Source organism: Planosporangium mesophilum (assembly GCF_016863255.1).
In the GTDB taxonomy this organism is placed as follows: Bacteria; Actinomycetota; Actinomycetes; order Mycobacteriales; family Micromonosporaceae; genus Planosporangium; species Planosporangium mesophilum.
Map to the genome: position 1 here is coordinate 51,247 of NZ_BOON01000010.1, position 17,024 is coordinate 68,270.

Sequence of the window (17,024 nt, forward strand, 5' to 3'; positions counted from 1 at the left end):
GCGAACCTAATCAACCCACGGGGGACGCGATGGTTGCTCGCCTGGCTCGTAGGACGCTGCTCAAAACCTCCGCCGCGACGGTCGGTGTCTCCGCGGCGGGAGTGCTCATCTTCAACGGGGAGGCGCAGGCCGCACCGGCCGCGCCGGTTCACTCAAGCATCGCCCGGGTGGTCCGCCATGAGGGGGACTCCGCGGTGCTGAACGTCGTGTCCGGGCGACTTCCGGCCGGTACGACCGTCACCGCACCGGTCCGCGGCTTTCCGCCCGGCTGGCGGCTGGACGAGGGTGACCTGGTGATGTTGAACGGTGACCGCGGCCTCGACCCCGACGCGGCCACCCCGCTGGTCACCCGGTTCATCGGTCGCGTGGAGGGCCAGACCTCCACCGAGATCGACATCGCCGGGGCGCGGGTGCGGACCACGGGGGCGACGCTCCGGCAGAGCCAGCCGGTCATCGGCGCCAGCCGCGGCCAGCAGTTCTTGGCGCTGTGCGTGAAGAACGACCTGACCGGCGCGTACACGTGCTTCTCCCTGCGCCCCACCGCCGCCTGACCAACGGCGACGGATAGGGCCGCGCTGCTGACGCGGTCGCCCTGGTGATTCACGGCGGCCGAGTTTCTCACGGCACGACCGTGCCGGGAAGTCGGCCGAGTCGGTACTGCTGTCGGCCGCGTCCGCTTCCATGTTGTTGCCTGTGTCGAACGGGAGGGACCAGGAATGAGTACCACGGTGACGGATGGTCCGAGTACGTCCGTGAAGCGTCGGGGCCTGCTGCGCATGCTGAGCGTAGGCGGAATGGCCCTGGTCGGTGGGCTGGCCGGCGCGACCGCCTTGCCCAAGGCGGCCGCGGCGGACTGCCAGGGCTCGCCATGCTGCTACCTGGCGTCCTGCACGAAGTGCAGCGGACGGTGCTGGGGCTGGACCTGCCCGAGCGGCTACTACCGGACCTACTGGTGGTGCATGGCCGGAACACGGCCAATCGTGTGTGGCGAGTGCGTGAAGAACAACACCGGTGGGTGCGGCAGCGGACCGTACGCCTGCTCGTACTGGTTTGACGACAATGCCTGTAACTGACCGGGTCTCTTGGTCGGTCCGATTGGCGTCATGACGAAAGTCAATCGAGAAATATCGATCTAGACTGCTCCTCTGATGGTCAAGTCAGCGAACCTCATCGAAACCACGGGGGACCCTATGGTTGTTCGCCTAGCTCGTAGGACGCTGCTCAAAACCTCCGCCGCGACGGTCGGTGTCTCCGCGGCGGGAGTGCTGATGTTCAACGGGGAGGCGCAGGCCGCACCGGCCGCGCCGGTTCACTCAAGCATCGCCCGGGTGGTCCGCCATGAGGGGGACTCCGCGGTCCTGACGGTCGTGTCCGGGCTGCTGCCGGCCGGCGCGACCGTCACCGCGCCGGTCCGCGGTTTCCCGCCCGGCTGGCAGCTCAGTGAAGGTGACCTGGTGATGTTGACCAGTGAGCGCGCCGTTTACTCCAACGCGGCCACCCCGCTGGTCACCCGGCTCGTCGGGCGCGTGGAGGGCCAGACCTCCGCCGGGGTGGAGATCGCCGGTACGCGCGCGCGGACCACGGATGCGACGATCCGGCAGAGCCGGTCGGTGACCGGCGCCAGCCGCGGCCCGTTGTTCGAGGCGTACTGCGTGAAGAACGACATGAGCGGTACGTATTCGTGCCTCGCCCTACGCCCCGCCGCCTGAGCGGCGACGACGGTTATGACGGTATTGACGGGGGTGTTGTCCGCTGCCTTGGCCGCGCTTCTGGTCTGGGCCGCGGCGGAGAAACTTCGGGCGCGCCGGGAGTTTTCGGCGACGCTGACGGCGATTCGGTTGCCGTCGTGGTTGTCGGCGGCCGGTGTATACCTGGTCCCGATCGCGGAACTGGTCGTCGCGGCTGGATTGATCGTCGTCCCGGGCCAGGCCTGGCCGCGCATCGGGGTGTTCGTTCTCGGCCTGGTATTCGCCGCCGCGGGTGTGCTCGCGCTCAGGACGGGGGAGTCCGTCCGGTGCTCGTGCCTGGGCGTCACGCACGATGGCCGGCTCGGCGCGCGTCAGATCCTGCTTCTGCCTGCCTGGATCGTGGCCGCCGGCTGGTTGCAGCAGTGGCCCGGGCAGTGGGAGTGGCGGACCGGTCTGCAGTATCTCGCCGCGCTGGTGGTCGCGGTCGCGGCGGTACGGGGTGTTCAGGTGGCCAGGCTTGCCCAGGCCGCGGCGGGCTATCGGGCCGCTACGACCGAGGCCACCGTAGAGCTGGCGTCCATCGTCGATGTGAGGGGAACACGTTGACCATTGCCCTGTCGGCCGCAGTCGTCGTACTCGGCGGCCTCGTGCTTCTGCTGTTGGGTTCGCAGGTCGAGATGTACCGCAGCCTTGCGCAGCTCCGTGAATATGCCGGTCTGGTCGACAACCCGTTGGCGTTGGAGATCGGCGACAACGCGGGCGCGGCACCGGCCAGTCGTGGTCTGCCGGATGCACTGGACCGCGCCGAGAACGCGGTCGTGCTGTTCCTGTCCGACAAGTGCGGTACCTGCCGTTCCATCGCGTCCACGCTGGACGGCCGGATGCCACCCGATCTCTGGGTGGTGCTCGACCCGGCGGATCCGACGGCCACCGCGGACATCGCGCTGACCTACCGGCTAGCCGAAGAGCGCCTGGTCATCGACAGTACCCGTGAGCTCAGCGCCACGCTGGCAATGCGGACCACGCCGGCCGCCCTGGTGATTCGTGACGGCCGCATCTCCCACGGTACGACCGTGCCGTCCTCGCGCAGCCTGGAGGCTCTGCTCGACGCGGTTCGGGCCGGCCGTGCCAGGAAGCCGGCCGAGTCGGTACCGCTGTCGGCCGCATCCAGTTCCATGTTGTCGCCTGTGTCGAACGGGAGGGGCCAGGAATGAGTACGACGGCAACGGAGCCCGGGTCGGTGACGGCCTTCGAGGGCACGCCCGCGAAGCGTCGAGGTCTGCTGCGCATGCTGGGTGTCGGAGGGATGGCCCTCGTCGGCGGTCTGGCCGGCGCGGCCGCGCTGCCGAAGGCGGCCGCGGCGGACTGCCAGGGCTCGCCATGCTGCCACCTGGCGTCCTGCACGAAGTGCGGTGGACGGTGCTGGAACTGGACCTGCCCGAGCGGCTACCGCAAGCAGTCCTGGTTCTGCATGGCCGGGGTACGGCCGATCGTCTGCGCCGAGTGCACGACCAGTACCAGTTCATGCTGGAGCGGGACCTTCGCCTGCTCGTACTGGTTCGACGACAATGCCTGCAACTGATGTGATGAACGTGGCGGTGCCGGCGCTCGCCGTCACCGCTGGGTTCGCTCAGTTGTTCAGCCCTTGAGGCACCTCGTTCGTCGGGATGCTCCGGTCCCTCACCAAGGGGCCGGGCGTCCCTGACGGCCCTCTCGGCGAGGGGGAGATGTCACGGCGTGCGATCGACGTACGCCCAGTCGGGTCGCTCGTCGGCGGGTTTCTGCTGTCCTCGTTCGCCGTTTTCGCTCTGGCGACCGGCGTCGGGCGGGCGGTCGGTGCCCCGCTGATTCCGGAGACCGGGCGCGCGGTCGCCGTCGCCCTCATCGGCGTGGTGCTGTGTGCGTACGACATCGCCGCACTCCGGGGCGGAAAGCTGTGCCGGCTCAGTTGGCGGCGGCAGACACCCAAAAACTGGATCTACCGGTACGGGTCGCGCCGGGGCCCGTTCCTGTGGGGCCTCGACACCGGACTCGCCGTCACCACGTTCCGCGTCTCCGCCGCGACCTGGGCGCTACTGGCGCTGTGCGCCGGCCAGTTCGCTCCGTGGTGGGTCGGGCTCGCGTTCGGCGGCGGTTTCGCCGCGGCACAGGTGGGGGCCATCGTCGTACCGCGGTGGCGGCCCGCCAGGCCGGACGGCACGGCTCAGGAGCCGACGTGGATCGTCCGGGCGCTGATGCGGGGCAGACCCGTCGGGCAGCTCGCCAGCCTCGCGGTGCTCGTCGCGGCGGTCGCCTCCGTCGCGGTCCTGGCCGCCTCGGGTCCCTCGCTACCGTGATCTTGGTCATCGACCAGGACGAGGTCCCGACGCTGGCGCTGCCCGGCGCCGCGTGGGTATCGGTGCCCCCGGTGGGATTCGAACCCACACTGTCGGAGGTTTGAGCTCCGTTCCTCTGCCGGTTGGGATACGGGGACCAGCACGCGGTCATAGGGTACCGACTACTCTGAGCGGGGCGGTAATCGCCGTCTGGGTTTCGAGGTCGATCGGAGTGTCGCGAGTGGCTGACGTACCGAGCCGTCGGGTGCTGATCGCGGAGGACGAGGCGCTCATCCGCTTGGACCTGCGCGAGATGCTCGTCGAGGAGGGCTACGACGTCGTCGGCGAGGCCGGCGACGGCGAGACCGCTGTGCGCCTGGCCGAGGACCTGCGCCCGGACCTGGTCATCCTCGACATCAAGATGCCGATCATGGATGGCCTGGCCGCCGCCGAGAAGATCGCCACTGCCAAGATCGCCCCGGTCGTCATCCTGACGGCGTTCAGCCAGCGCGACCTCGTGGAGCGGGCACGCGCCGCCGGGGCAATGGCCTACCTGGTCAAACCGTTCCAGAAGAGTGACCTGGTGCCGGCGGTCGAGATCGCGCTGTCCCGGTGGTCCGAGGCCGCGGTGCTCGAGGCCGAGGTCGCCACGCTGCACGAGCGGCTGGAGACGCGCAAAGCCATCGAGCGCGCCAAGGGCATGCTGATGACGGCGTACGAGATGACCGAGCCCCAGGCGTTCAAGTGGATCCAGCGCACCGCGATGGACCACCGCATGACGATGCGCCAAGTGGCCGACCGGATCCTCGCCGAGTCGCCCGCGAACCCCTCCGCAAAGCCGGCATAGAAGGCGATGTATTACACCGATCGGCGCATCGTGACGGTCGGATGTAACGGTTCAGTCAATCCCTCTGCCGGCCACTTACGGTCCCCTCCTCCGGTGCAATAGAGTCCCCGGCCAGACTGGACTGCGATTTTTGGGATCTCTGTCACATCCCAGCAGGTCACACGGGTTGCGCGGAGATCCATCGAATGGAGGAGGGATCGTGGCGTTGAGGCAGGGACTGACGCGCGCGCTGGGCGGGGTGGCCATCGTGGCGCTCGTCGCCGGCACGGCCGCTTGCAACAAGGGCAGCAGTGACAGCGGAACTTCGGCTGGCGGGAAGAACTGCGGCTACTCGATCGGTTACCTCGGGGCGTTGACCGGTCCGTCGGCGAACCTTGGCGTCAACATCGAGCAGGGTGCCGAGCTCGCGATCGAGCAGTACAACAAGAAGAACGGCAAGGACTGCATCACCATCAAGAAGTTCGACTCGCAGGGCAGCGCGGACGTAGCTCCCGGCCTGGCGCGTCAACTGGTGGCGGACAAGAAGATCATCGGCGTCGTCGGACTCCCGTTCTCCAGCGAGTCGCAGGCGGCCAACCCGATCCTCAACGACGCCAAGATCCCGAATATCACCCCGTCGGCGACCAACACGACGCTGTCGGAGAAGGGCTGGACCTACTTCCACCGGGCGGTCGCCAACGACAGCGCCCAGGGTCCGGCCGCGGGCAACTACATGAAGAGCGTCATGAAGGTGCAGAAGGCGTTCGTGGTCGACGACCAGTCCGCCTACGGCGTCGGCCTGGCCGACCAGGTCAAGGCCGTCCTCGGTTCGGCGGTCGTCGGCAGCGACAAGGTCGGCGGCGAGGGCAAGCAGACCGACTTCTCGGCCACGGTCACCAAGGTCGTCGCCAGCGGGGCGACCGCGCTCTTCTACGGCGGCTACTACCAGAACGCCGGCCTCTTCCGGAAGCAGCTGACCGCGGCCGGGTGGACGGGCGCCCTGGTCGCCGGCGACGGTGTCAACGACAAGGGCTACATCCAGGCCGCCGGCAAGGAAGCCGCTGAGGGCACGATCCTCACCTGCCCCTGCGCTCCGGCGTCCAAGGCCAAGGGCAGCTTCGTCACCGACTACAAGGCCCGCTGGAATGTCGACGCCGGTACGTACAGCGACGTCGCCTACGACGCGGCCAACATCTACCTCGAGGGCATCAGCAAGGGCAACACCACGACGGAGAAGTTGAACGAGTACCTCAAGACGGTCAACTACACCGGTATCGCCAACACCTACAAGTTCACCGACAAGGGTGAACTGGACCCGACCAAGCTCATCGTCTGGGCCTTCAAGGTGTCGGGCGGCGAGGTCGTCCCCGACCAGGAGGCGCCCAAGGCGTGAGCGGCTGATTGCCGGTACTGCAGGTCAGTCGACGGATCGGTGCGGCCGGAGCGGAAGTTCCGGCCGCACCGCCCTTATCCGCACCTTGGAGCCTTCGCGTGAATTTCTCGAATTTGTTCAGCCAGTTCGGTGAGCTCACCGTCACCGGGCTGGCCCAGGGGGCGATCATTGCGCTGTTCGCCCTCGGCTACACGCTCGTCTACGGCGTGCTCCGTTTGATCAACTTCGCCCACTCCGAGGTGTTCACGGTCGGCGCGTTCACTGCCGTGCTCACCTGGGGCGCCTTCGGCCTCGACCAGGATTCGCGCACTCCTGGGCTGGGTGGGTTCGTCGGCTACCTGTTGATCGGTCTGCTGGTGGCCGCGGCGGCGTCCGCGGCCACCGCGGTCGTCATCGAACTCGTCGCCTACCGGCCGCTACGCCGCCGCAACGCGCCGCCGCTGGCGTTCCTCATCACGGCGATCGGCGCCTCCATCGCGATCTCCGAGTTCGTCGGCGTGCTCACTCACCGCAACAACAAGGGTGTGCCGCGGCTGCTCACCCAGGAGCCGGTGTTCCGGATCGCGGACGGGAGGGTGACCAACCTGCAGATCCTCATCGTCGTGGTCGCCCTCGCGATGATGATCGGGCTGGACTTCTTCATCAACCGCACGCGCCTGGGGCGCGGCATCCGCGCCGTCTCGCAGAACCCTGACAGTGCCGCCTTGATGGGCGTCAACAAGAACCGGGTGATCTCGCTGGTCTTCCTGCTCGGTGGCTTGATGGCCGGCGTCGCCGCGATCATGTACCTGCTGAAGATCGGCAACGTGCGCTACGACAACGGCCTGTACCTCGGCGTCGAGGCGTTCTCGGCGGCGGTGCTCGGCGGCATCGGTAACCTGCGCGGTGCCCTGCTCGGCGGCTTCGTGCTCGGCGTCTTCGAAAACTACGTCTCGGGCCTGTTCGGTACGCAGTGGCACAGTGTCGGCGCCTTCGTCCTGCTGGTGGTGCTGCTCATGTTCCGCCCGACCGGCCTGCTGGGTGAGTCTCTCGGAAGGGCGAGGGCATGACGACCACCGCGGACACTCCTCAGACACCAGAAGCCACAGCCCCGTCTCAAGGGAAGCCGGGTGGGGGACTGCGCGGCAGGCTCGACAGCCTGCCGAAGCCGGTGCGCTGGGCGGTTCTCGCCCTCCTGGTGGCCGGCGCGTACCTGCTGCCGTACGCCGCCGACGTGCCGGTCCTCGGCCCACAGTTGGTCACCGAGGGGATCGACTGGGCCAGCGCGCTGTTCAACGTCTCGTACTTCGTGCTGCTCGCCCTCGGCCTCAACGTGGTCGTCGGGTTCGCCGGACTGCTCGATCTGGGCTATGTCGGGTTCTACGCCGTCGGTGCCTATACGGTGGCGCTGCTCGCCTCGGGCGACAGCGTGTTCGGTACGAAGTGGACGTGGCTGGCCACTATCCCGATCGCGATCGCGATCGCCCTGTTCAGCGGCCTCATCCTCGGCTGGCCGACGCTTCGGCTACGAGGTGACTACCTGGCGATCGTCACGCTCGGTTTCGCCGAGATCATCCGGATCACGGCCGACAGCACTCCCGACTTCCTGCGCGGTGACCAGGGCTTCACGGGCATCCCGCATCCGCCGGGGACGTTCAGCGACGGCACACCGGTCTTCGGGGTACGCGACGCCACCCCGTACTTCTGGCTCGGCGTCACGATCATCATCATCGTCGTCCTCGCGCTGCGGAACCTCGAGCGCAGCCGGGTCGGGCGGTCCTGGCTGGCGATCCGGGAGGACGAGGAGGCCGCCGAGGTGATGGGCGTGCGCACCGTCAAGTACAAGCTCTGGGCGTTCGCTATCGGCGCGTGCGTCGGCGGTCTGGGTGGTGTTCTCTTCGCCGGTCAGAACGGCTTCGTCAACTCGGCCATGTTCCAGTTGCAGCTCTCGATCCTGGTGCTCGCCGGTGTGGTGATGGGCGGATCCGGCAACATGGCCGGCGCGATCCTGGGCGGCGCGCTCATCTCGTACATTCCCGACCGCCTCCGGGGGACCCAGATCCTGGACCGGGACGCGTACGAGTACCGCTACCTGCTTTTCGGTGTGATCATCATCCTGATCATGATCTTCCGGCCGCAGGGGCTCATCCCGAGCCGTCGCCGGGCACTGGAGCTGAAGGACCGCGCCAGGGAGGTGGCACCCCAATGAGCGAGCCTCATACCGAGTCGACGGAGTGGGACGACGAGACCTCGCGGCAGCGGGTCGACGAGCCGATCCCGACCACGATCGGGGTGCCGCACGAGCGGTCCTCGGCCGGCGCCGGCCCTGCGCCGGTACCGGGCGGCGCGGCGCTGCTGGAGGTCGACAACGTCACGCTGCGGTTCGGAGGCGTCACCGCCCTCGACGGAGTGAGCTTCACCATCCGCCAAGGCGAGATCTTCGGTCTGATCGGGCCCAACGGTGCGGGGAAGACCACCTGCTTCAACGCGATGACGGGCATCTACCGGCCGACGGACGGCGAGATCCGGTTCACCGGGAAGCGGGTGACGGGCCTGCGCAAGTACGAGATCACCTCCATGGGCATCGCGCGCACCTTCCAGAACATCCGGCTCTTCCCGGAGATGACGGCGCTGGAGAACGTCATGGTGGGCGCCGACGCCCACCACAAGACCAGCGTGCTGGGTGCGCTGTTCCGTCTGCCGCGCCACCGCCGGGAGGAGGCCCAGGGCCGGGAGAAGTCCCTGCGGCTGCTGGAGTTCGTCGGTATCCGGCACCGCGCCGGGCACGTCGCCCGCAACCTCTCCTACGGCGAACAGCGCCGGCTGGAGATCGCCCGGGCGCTGGCCACCGACCCGAAGCTGCTGTGCCTGGACGAGCCGGCGGCCGGGTTCAATCCCGCGGAGAAGGAGGACCTGCTCCAGCTCATCCGCAGGGTCCGGGACACCGGGGTGACGGTGCTGCTCATCGAGCATGACATGCGGTTGGTCATGGGCGTCACCGACCGGATCGCGGTGCTGGAGTTCGGCAGGAAAATTGCGGAGGGTACGCCGGCGGAGGTCCGTGACGACCCCAAGGTGATCGCGGCGTACCTGGGGGTGCCGGCAGATGCTGCTTGAGTTGGACAACGTAACGCTGCTGTACGGGCGGATCCAGGCCCTGCACGGCATCAGCCTGACGGTCGACGAGGGCGAGATCGTGGCGCTCATCGGGGCCAACGGCGCGGGCAAGACCACGACGATGCGCGCCATCTCCGGTCTGCGCCCCGTCGCGTCGGGCTCGATCCGCTTCAACGGCGAGGACATCACGCGCCTGCGTGCCGACCTGCGGGTGGTGCGGGGTCTGTGCCAGTCGCCCGAGGGTCGGGGCGTCTTCCCCGGCATGTCTGTCCTGGACAACCTCGACATGGGCGCCTACACGCGCAAGGATCGGGCCGGTATCGCCGCCGACCTGGAGCGGGTGCTGACCCTCTTCCCGCGCCTGAAGGAGCGGGCCAAGCAGGCGGGCGGCACGCTGTCCGGCGGTGAGCAGCAGATGCTCGCCGTGGGCCGGGCCCTGATGAGCCGGCCGAAGCTGCTGCTGCTCGACGAGCCGTCGATGGGGCTGGCGCCGATGCTGATCCAGCAGATCTTCGACATCATCACCGAGATCAACCAGCAGGGCACCACCATCCTCCTGGTCGAGCAGAACGCACAGCAGGCACTGTCCCGCGCGCACCGAGGGTACGTGTTGGAGACCGGGAACATCGTGCGCTCCGGCACCGGTACGGAACTGCTCCACGACCCAGCCGTCAAAGAGGCGTACCTCGGCGTGGCGTAGGGTGGCGCCGACCCGTACCCGCTGGTCGGGTCGGCGCTGCCCCAGCGAGTCACATCAGTACAGGAGGGTTTGCAAACGATGTTTCTCCCCAACCGCGGCAAGGGTGCCGCCCTGACGCTGGCGGCCGCCGCCGTCACGCTGTCGATGGCGGCATGCGGTGGCAGTGGTGGCTCCGGTACCGGCGGCACGACCAACACGACCGTCGACAAGGCGCTGGCCGACAAGGTGCCGGCCGCGATCAAGGCTGACGGCAAGATCCTCGTCGGCAGCGACACCACGTACGCGCCGAGTGAGTTCCTCGGCCCGGACGGCAAGACGGCCCAGGGCTTCGACGTCGACCTGTTCAAGGCCGTGGCGGAGAAGCTCGGCCTCAAGGCCGAGTTCCAGACCGCGACGTTCGGCGACATCATCCCGGGCGTGACCGAGTCGGGTAAGTACGAGATCGGCGTCTCGTCGTTCACTGTCAACCCCGAGCGGCTGGCCAAGGCCAACATGGTGACCTACTACTCGGCCGGTACGCACTGGCTGACCAAGAAGGGCAACCCGGCGGGCATCAAGCCCGACGAGGCCTGCGGCAAGAAGATCGCGGTCCAGAAGGACACGGTGCAGGTCGACGACATCACCGCCCGCTCGAAGGCGTGCACGGACGCCGGCAAGCCGGCGATCACGATCGACCCGTACCCGGCGCAGGACTCGGCGACGAACGCCGTGGTCACCGGCAAGGACGACGCGATGCTGGCCGACTCGCCGGTCATCGCGTACGCCGTGAAGCAGACCAACGGCCAGTTGGAGACGCTCGGCGCCATCTACGACTCGGCGCCCTACGGGTACGTGATCAAGAAGGACCAGACCGCCTTCGCGGAGGCGGTCCGTGACGCGGTGAAGGCGCTCATCGCGGACGGCAGCTACAAGAAGATCCTGGAGCAGTGGAACGTGCAGGCGGGGGCGATCTCGAACCCCGAGCTGAACCCGAGCGCCGACGGGGGAGCGGCCCCCAGCCCCAGCGCCAGCAGCTGATCATGGCAACTGACATCACCGACGTGCGGGCACGGCCTGAACCCATCAAGGCCGTACCCGTGCGGCACCCCGGCCGATGGGTGAGTGTCGCCGTCCTCGCCGTACTGGCCGCGATGTTCGTCCACGTGCTCGTCACGAACCCGGCGTTCCAGTGGTCGTTCATGTTCACGAGCATGTTCAACCCGCCGATCATCGACGGCGTGCTGCGCGGCACGCTCGGCATGACGATCTGCGCGATGCTTCTCGGCGTGACGCTCGGGGTCGTCGTCGCGGTCATGCGTCTCTCCGACAACCCGATCCTCCGGGTGGTCGCCTGGCTCTACACCTGGTTCTTCCGCGCGGTGCCCCGCGTGGTGCTGCTGGTGCTGTTCGGCAACCTCGGCATCCTGTGGAGCCGGCTGGAACTCGGCGTGCCGTTCGACACCCAGCTCGGCACGCTGTTCGGCCTCTCCAACCTGCACCTGCGCATCGGCGGGCTGGACTCGCGGGACCTCCTCTCCGGGTTCCTGGCCGGTCTGCTGGCGCTCTTCCTGTCCGAGGCGGCCTACATGGCCGAGATCGTGCGCGCCGGTATCCAGTCGGTGGATCCGGGCCAGGGCGAGGCGGCCGCGGCGCTCGGGTTGAGCAAGGGGCAGATCCTGCGCCGGATCGTCCTGCCGCAGGCCATGCGCGTCATCGTGCCGCCGACGGGCAACGAGACGATCGCGATGCTCAAGGACACCGCTCTGCTGATCAACGTACCGGTGATCTACGAGCTGTTCTTCCAGTTGGACGCGATCGGCAAGCGGACGTTCCAGACCTTCCCGATGCTCGTCGCGGCGTGCCTGTGGTACCTGGCGCTCACCAGCGTGCTGCTGGTCGGGCAGTACTTCCTCGAGCGGCACTTCTCTCGCGGGTACGGCCAGCCGGCGCGGGCCAGGTTGAAGCTGCGCGGGCTCGCCGCCGAGCAGGGCGGCGGCGGACAGGGGGTGGCGGGGTGAGCGGCCAGCCGATGGTCAAGGCCGAGAACGTCCACAAGTCCTTCGGCCGCCTGGAGGTGCTCCGGGGCATCGACCTGGAGGTACGCCAGGGCGAGGTGTGCTGCGTGATCGGCCCCTCCGGGTCGGGCAAGTCCACGTTCCTGCGCTGCATCAACCACCTGGAGAAGGTCAACGCCGGACGGATCTGGGTGGACGGCGACCTGATCGGCTACCGCGAGCGCGGCGGCAAGCTGTACGAGCTGCGCGAGAAGGACGTCGCCGCCCAGCGACGCGGGATCGGCATGGTCTTCCAGCGGTTCAACCTGTTCCCGCACATGACCGTGCTGGAGAACGTCATGGAGGCGCCGCTGCGGGTACGCGGGGAGTCCAAGGCGGAGGTGCGGGAGCGGGCCCTGCGGCTGCTCGACCGGGTCGGGCTGTCCGCCAAGGTCGACACGTACCCGGGGCAGTGCTCCGGCGGTCAGCAGCAGCGGGTGGCGATCGCCCGCGCGCTCGCGATGCGGCCGAAGCTGATGCTGTTCGACGAGCCGACCAGCGCCCTCGACCCCGAGCTGGTGGGGGAGGTCCTCGACGTGATGAAGGACCTGGCCGCCGAGGGCATGACCATGATCGTCGTCACGCACGAGATCGGGTTCGCCCGGGAGGTCGGGGACTCGCTGGTCTTCATGGACGGCGGCGTGGTGGTCGAGTCCGGCGGACCGCGCGACGTGATCGCCAATCCGCGGCACGAGCGGACCCGTTCGTTCCTGAAGAAGGTCCTCTGACGGTCCGTTGGACCATCCGCTTGACGGGTCGGCGCACCCGAAGGTCCCGGCCATGATCGCCGGGCGTCCGGAACGGCGGTACCCGCGGTGGTACCGCCGGCCCGGGGGTGGCGCCGTACCCTCGACCCCGACGCTGCCGCCTCGCTGCGGCGTCGACGTCGACACGGACGCCCTCAGGCCGCCGTCGGCGGAGCTGCGGTAGGGGTGGCTCCGCCGACGGTGTCGTGGCCCGGCACCGGTGTTTTGATCGAAACTCTCCAGGGCAATCAATGACGATCAGCGTCCAGGTTGCCCATGGGGAGGTAGCGGCGGTGGTCACGGACAATGCCGGGGGCGACGCGGCGGTCGACGGTCGGACGGAGACACCCACGGAGCGGGCCGACCGCAACTTCAACGAGCTGCTCCAGGAGCTACGGGTGGCGCAGACCGGGGTACAGATCCTGTTCGCGTTCCTGCTCACCCTGCCATTCACGCAGAACTTCGCGAGGATCACCGAGCAGCAGCGGACGGTGTACCTGGGCACGCTGATCGCCACCGCACTGGCCACCTCCTGCCTGATCGCCCCGGTCAGCCGCCACCGCCTGCTCTTCCGGCGCCGGCGCAAGCCCGAACTGGTCGACGAGGGCAGCCGGCTGGCCATCGCGGGTCTGGCGTTCCTGCTCGTCGCGGTGGTCGGATCGGTGTACCTGGTCTTCGACGTGGTGGTGGATACCGGCGTGGCCGCCGTGGTCGCCGGGGCGATCGGGGCATGGCTGGTCCTGATCTGGTACGTGCTGCCGCTGCTGCAGCGCCGCAAGCTCCCCCGGGAGGACCCCGGACGTGTGACGCGGTCGTGAAGCCGTGCCGATATCGGGTCGTGTCGGAGGGGCGGACTAGAGTCGCAGGGCGTGACACCTACGTCGGCTGACACCACCCCGCGGCTCCTCCTGCTGGACGGCCACTCCCTCGCATACCGGGCGTTCTACGCCCTGCCGGCGGAGAACTTCGCCACCAAGACGGGGCAGACGACCAACGCGGTGTTCGGCTTCACGTCCATGCTCATCAACATGCTGCGCGACGAGAAGCCGACCCACATCGGGGTCGCCTTCGACGTCTCACGGCAGTCGTTCCGCACCGAGCAGTACGCCGAGTACAAGGCAGGCCGGGCCAAGACCCCGGACATCTTCACCGCCCAGGTGAGCCTGATCCGCGAGGTCCTGGACGCCCTGGGCATCCGGTACGTGGAGAAGCCCGGCTACGAGGCCGACGACGTGATCGCGACCCTGGCCCGCCGGGGCCGCGACGCCGGGATGCAGGTCGGCGTGGTCACCGGCGACCGGGACGCGTTCCAGCTCGTCGACGACGCCATCACCGTGCTCTACCTCAAGCGCGGCGTCTCCGAGATGGACCGGATGACGGCGGAGAAGGTCACCGAGCGGTACGGGGTGGGCCCGGACTGCTACCGCGACTACGCGGCCATCGTCGGCGAGGCCAGCGACAACCTGATCGGCGTGCCGGGGGTCGGCCCGAAGACCGCCACGAAATGGATCGGCCAGTACGGCAACCTCGACGGCATCATCGCGCACGTCGACGAGATCAAGGGCAAGGTGGGGGAGAGCATGCGCGCCCACCTGGCCGACGTGATGCGCAACTACGAGCTCAACCGGCTGGTCGACGACCTGGAGTTGCCGCTCGGCCCCGACGACCTGCACTGGCGCGGCTGGGACCGCGAGGCGGTGCACCAGCTCTTCGACACGCTGGAGTTCCGGATCCTCCGGGACCGGCTCTACCAGTACCTGGAGGCGGTCGAGCCGGAGGCGGAGGCCGGCTTCGAGCTGGCCTGTACCGTGCTCGGGCCCGGGGCGGTGAAGGCCTGGCTGGACGAGCACGCCGGCGTCGGCGCGCCGGTGGGCGTCGCCGTCTCCGGTGCGTTCGGCAAGGGTACGGGCGAGCTGACCGGGGTGGCCCTCGCGACCGCCGACGGCGAGGCCGCCTGGTTCGACCCGGCCGGGCTCGACGCGACCGACGAGCCGGCGGTGGCGCTGTGGCTGGCCGATCCGCAGCGGCCGAAGGTGCTGCACGACGTCAAGCCCGCGATGCTCGCGTTCGCGGCGCGCGGCTGGGAGCTGAGCGGGGTCAACACCGACACCAAGCTGGCGGCCTACCTGGCCATGCCCGACCAGCGCTCCTACGACCTGACCGACCTGGCGCTGCGCTACCTCCAGCGCGAACTGCGCGTCGAGGAGCCCGGCGACGGCCAGCTCACCCTCGACGGACTCGGCGACGACGACGCGGCCGAGCGTGGGCTCATGCTGCAGGCGCGCGCCACGCTCGACCTGGCCGACGCGATCGCCGCCGACCCGATCCGCGGCGGCGAGCACAACCAGAGCCTGCAGCGCGAGGTGGAGCTGCCGCTGTCGGAGATCCTGGCCCGGATGGAGCAGGCCGGCATCGCGGCCGACACCCACTACCTGTCGGAGCTGGAGTCCCAGTTCGCCGCCGAGGTCAAGGCGGCTGCGCAGGCGGCGTACGAGGTGGTCGGCCGGGAGTTCAACCTCGGCTCGCCCAAGCAGCTGCAGGAGATCCTCTTCAACGAGCTGGGGCTGCCCAAGACCAAGAAAATCAAGACCGGGTACACGACGGACGCCGACGCGCTGCAGTGGCTCTTCGTCCAGACCCAGCACCCGCTGCTGGAGCACCTGCTGCGCCACCGGGACGTGGCCCGGCTGAAGTCCACGGTGGACGGCCTGCTCAAGTCGGTCAGCGAGGACGGGCGCATCCACACCACGTTCAACCAGACCGTCGCGGCGACCGGCCGGCTGTCGAGCACCGACCCCAACCTGCAGAACATCCCCATCCGCACGCAGGAGGGCCGGCGGATCCGGCGTGCCTTCGTGGTGGGTGAGGGCTTCGAGTCCCTGCTCTCCGCGGACTACAGCCAGATCGAGATGCGGATCATGGCGCACCTGTCCAAGGACGAGGCGCTCATCGAGGCGTTCAACTCGGGGTTCGACTTCCACGCCGCCACCGCGTCGTCGGTCTTCTCGGTCCCGGTCGACCAGGTCACCCCCGACCAGCGCCGCAAGATCAAGGCGATGAACTACGGCCTCGCGTACGGTCTGTCGCCCTACGGACTCTCCCAGCAGCTCGGCATCACCCCCGCCGAGGCGACCACGCTGATGGAGGAGTACTTCGAGCGCTTCGGCGGGGTGCGCGACTACCTGCACGCCGTGGTCGACCAGGCCCGCCGCGACGGGTACACCGGGACCGTGCTGGGCCGACGGCGGTACCTGCCCGACCTCAACAGCGACAACCGCCAGCGGCGGGAGATGGCCGAGCGGATGGCCCTCAACGCACCGATCCAAGGCTCGGCCGCCGACATCATCAAGGTGGCGATGCTGCACGTCGACGCCGCGCTGCGCGAGTCCGGCCTGCGGTCGCGGATGCTGCTCCAGGTGCACGACGAGCTGGTGTTCGAGGTCGCGCCGGGGGAGCGGGAGGCGCTCGAAGCGCTCGTACGCACCCAGATGGGTACGGCGTACCCGCTGGACGTGCCGCTCGAGGTCTCGGTCGGCGTGGGCCGGGACTGGCAGGAGGCCGAGCACTGACCGCCGGGCGTCACTCTACGGGGTGATTTCCCGGATCGGCAGCCGGATCGGGAACGGTTCGTCGAGCACCAGTTCGTCGGCGCTGTTCGCCAACTCCTTGTATACGCCGTTCGTGAGTGTGTACGCGTAGACGTGGACCGGATCCTGCTCCACCCGCCAGAGGTTGGGGATACCCGCTTCGGCATAGACGGCCGGCTTCTCCAGCCGGTCGCGGCGCCGGGTGCCCGGTGAGACGACCTCGACCACCAGCATGACCTCGTGCGGCATCAGAAAGTGGTGGGTCCGGCTGACCTCCGCCGAGTACAGCAGGACGTCGGGCTCGCAGGTTCTGTTCGGCGTCACGGCGACGCCGACGGCGGTGGCGACGTCGAGGCGGTCCGGGCAGCGCTGGCGTAGCCAGGCCCACAGCAGGTTGCCGATGGTCTGATGACCCAACGACGGCGAGGGGACCACGACCATTACTCCATCGACGAGTTCGACGCGGGGGGCATCGTCTGGGAGGGCGAGAACGTCTTCGATCGTGAAGTTGGCCAGCCGCTGCCGGAGCGGGTCCGGGGACCACGACCGCGCCCCCGGGTCGATCGGCTCTGCGCTCATGTCGGTCACGCTACCCAGGATCCCGCGTCCGGGGAGGGGCCAGAAGGGAGGGGCCAGAACG

At 68.7% G+C, this 17,024-nt stretch carries 18 protein-coding genes and 1 tRNA gene; 17 read left to right on the forward strand and 2 right to left on the reverse strand.

The genetic code is table 11. The features are described 5' to 3' along the window. The first annotated feature begins 29 nt into the window (after nucleotides 1-29). From Pme01_RS06180 to Pme01_RS06205, 6 genes are all read left to right on the forward strand, one after another. On the forward strand, nucleotides 30-551 hold the full coding sequence (locus tag Pme01_RS06180; protein WP_168114731.1) for a hypothetical protein: 522 nt from the start codon (nucleotides 30-32) through the stop codon (nucleotides 549-551). Nucleotides 552-1,268: 717 nt separating this feature from the next. Further along, nucleotides 1,269-1,709, forward strand: coding sequence for a hypothetical protein (locus tag Pme01_RS06185; RefSeq protein ID WP_168114732.1), 441 nt, complete (start codon nucleotides 1,269-1,271; stop codon nucleotides 1,707-1,709). Nucleotides 1,710-1,724: 15 nt separating this feature from the next. After that, entirely contained in the window at nucleotides 1,725-2,294 is a 570-nt protein-coding gene (locus Pme01_RS06190; RefSeq protein WP_168114733.1) for a MauE/DoxX family redox-associated membrane protein, read from the forward strand. Next, complete coding sequence (locus Pme01_RS06195; protein WP_203935463.1) at nucleotides 2,291-2,902, forward strand: hypothetical protein; 612 nt, start codon at nucleotides 2,291-2,293, stop codon at nucleotides 2,900-2,902. Before Pme01_RS06190 ends, Pme01_RS06195 begins: the two co-directional genes overlap by 4 nt. Further along, on the forward strand, nucleotides 2,899-3,270 hold the full coding sequence (locus Pme01_RS06200) for a hypothetical protein (RefSeq protein WP_168114734.1): 372 nt from the start codon (nucleotides 2,899-2,901) through the stop codon (nucleotides 3,268-3,270). Before Pme01_RS06195 ends, Pme01_RS06200 begins: the two co-directional genes overlap by 4 nt. A 145-nt stretch (nucleotides 3,271-3,415) precedes the next feature. Next, nucleotides 3,416-4,024 (forward strand): hypothetical protein, encoded by a 609-nt coding sequence (locus Pme01_RS06205; protein WP_168114735.1) that lies wholly within the window; start codon nucleotides 3,416-3,418, stop codon nucleotides 4,022-4,024. A 63-nt stretch (nucleotides 4,025-4,087) separates the two neighbouring features. Here Pme01_RS06205 and Pme01_RS06210 read toward each other — a convergent pair. Beyond that, nucleotides 4,088-4,161 (reverse strand) — tRNA-Leu (locus tag Pme01_RS06210). 83 nt (nucleotides 4,162-4,244) lie between these two features. Between Pme01_RS06210 and Pme01_RS06215 the strand changes: the two genes are divergently transcribed. The 11 genes from Pme01_RS06215 to polA all read left to right on the forward strand — a co-directional run bounded on the left by Pme01_RS06215 (nucleotide 4,245) and on the right by polA (nucleotide 16,366). After that, nucleotides 4,245-4,850, forward strand: coding sequence for an ANTAR domain-containing response regulator (locus Pme01_RS06215; RefSeq protein WP_275408502.1), 606 nt, complete (start codon nucleotides 4,245-4,247; stop codon nucleotides 4,848-4,850). 205 nt (nucleotides 4,851-5,055) lie between these two features. Next, nucleotides 5,056-6,222, forward strand: a complete 1,167-nt coding sequence (locus Pme01_RS06220) for a branched-chain amino acid ABC transporter substrate-binding protein (protein ID WP_168114867.1) — start codon at nucleotides 5,056-5,058, stop codon at nucleotides 6,220-6,222. Nucleotides 6,223-6,320: 98 nt separating this feature from the next. After that, a complete protein-coding gene (locus Pme01_RS06225; protein WP_168114736.1) occupies nucleotides 6,321-7,271 on the forward strand; it encodes a branched-chain amino acid ABC transporter permease in 951 nt (316 codons plus the stop codon). A gap of 68 nt (nucleotides 7,272-7,339) precedes the next feature. Further along, nucleotides 7,340-8,410: a branched-chain amino acid ABC transporter permease gene (locus tag Pme01_RS06230; protein WP_373315460.1), complete on the forward strand. Its 1,071-nt coding sequence runs from the start codon at nucleotides 7,340-7,342 to the stop codon at nucleotides 8,408-8,410. After that, nucleotides 8,407-9,318 (forward strand): ABC transporter ATP-binding protein, encoded by a 912-nt coding sequence (locus Pme01_RS06235; protein ID WP_168114738.1) that lies wholly within the window; start codon nucleotides 8,407-8,409, stop codon nucleotides 9,316-9,318. Before Pme01_RS06230 ends, Pme01_RS06235 begins: the two co-directional genes overlap by 4 nt. Further along, a complete protein-coding gene (locus Pme01_RS06240) occupies nucleotides 9,308-10,018 on the forward strand; it encodes an ABC transporter ATP-binding protein (RefSeq protein ID WP_168114739.1) in 711 nt (236 codons plus the stop codon). Before Pme01_RS06235 ends, Pme01_RS06240 begins: the two co-directional genes overlap by 11 nt. Nucleotides 10,019-10,096: 78 nt before the next feature. Further along, nucleotides 10,097-11,035, forward strand: a complete 939-nt coding sequence (locus Pme01_RS06245; RefSeq protein WP_168114740.1) for an ABC transporter substrate-binding protein — start codon at nucleotides 10,097-10,099, stop codon at nucleotides 11,033-11,035. 2 nt (nucleotides 11,036-11,037) lie between these two features. Beyond that, entirely contained in the window at nucleotides 11,038-12,015 is a 978-nt protein-coding gene (locus Pme01_RS06250) for an amino acid ABC transporter permease (RefSeq protein WP_168114741.1), read from the forward strand. Between the two features lie 11 nt (nucleotides 12,016-12,026). Continuing rightward, entirely contained in the window at nucleotides 12,027-12,779 is a 753-nt protein-coding gene (locus Pme01_RS06255; protein WP_168114868.1) for an amino acid ABC transporter ATP-binding protein, read from the forward strand. A 311-nt stretch (nucleotides 12,780-13,090) separates the two neighbouring features. After that, the gene (locus tag Pme01_RS06260) at nucleotides 13,091-13,615 is read left to right on the forward strand and encodes a DUF6328 family protein (RefSeq protein ID WP_168114742.1); all 525 of its coding nucleotides are present in this window, start codon (nucleotides 13,091-13,093) and stop codon (nucleotides 13,613-13,615) included. A 51-nt stretch (nucleotides 13,616-13,666) separates the two neighbouring features. Then, a complete protein-coding gene (gene polA / locus Pme01_RS06265) occupies nucleotides 13,667-16,366 on the forward strand; it encodes a DNA polymerase I (RefSeq protein WP_168114743.1) in 2,700 nt (899 codons plus the stop codon). A gap of 15 nt (nucleotides 16,367-16,381) precedes the next feature. Here the strand turns inward: polA and Pme01_RS06270 are convergent, their stop codons facing one another. Beyond that, complete coding sequence (locus tag Pme01_RS06270; RefSeq protein WP_168114744.1) at nucleotides 16,382-16,963, reverse strand: Uma2 family endonuclease; 582 nt, start codon at nucleotides 16,961-16,963, stop codon at nucleotides 16,382-16,384. Between the last annotated feature and the right edge of the window lie 61 nt (nucleotides 16,964-17,024).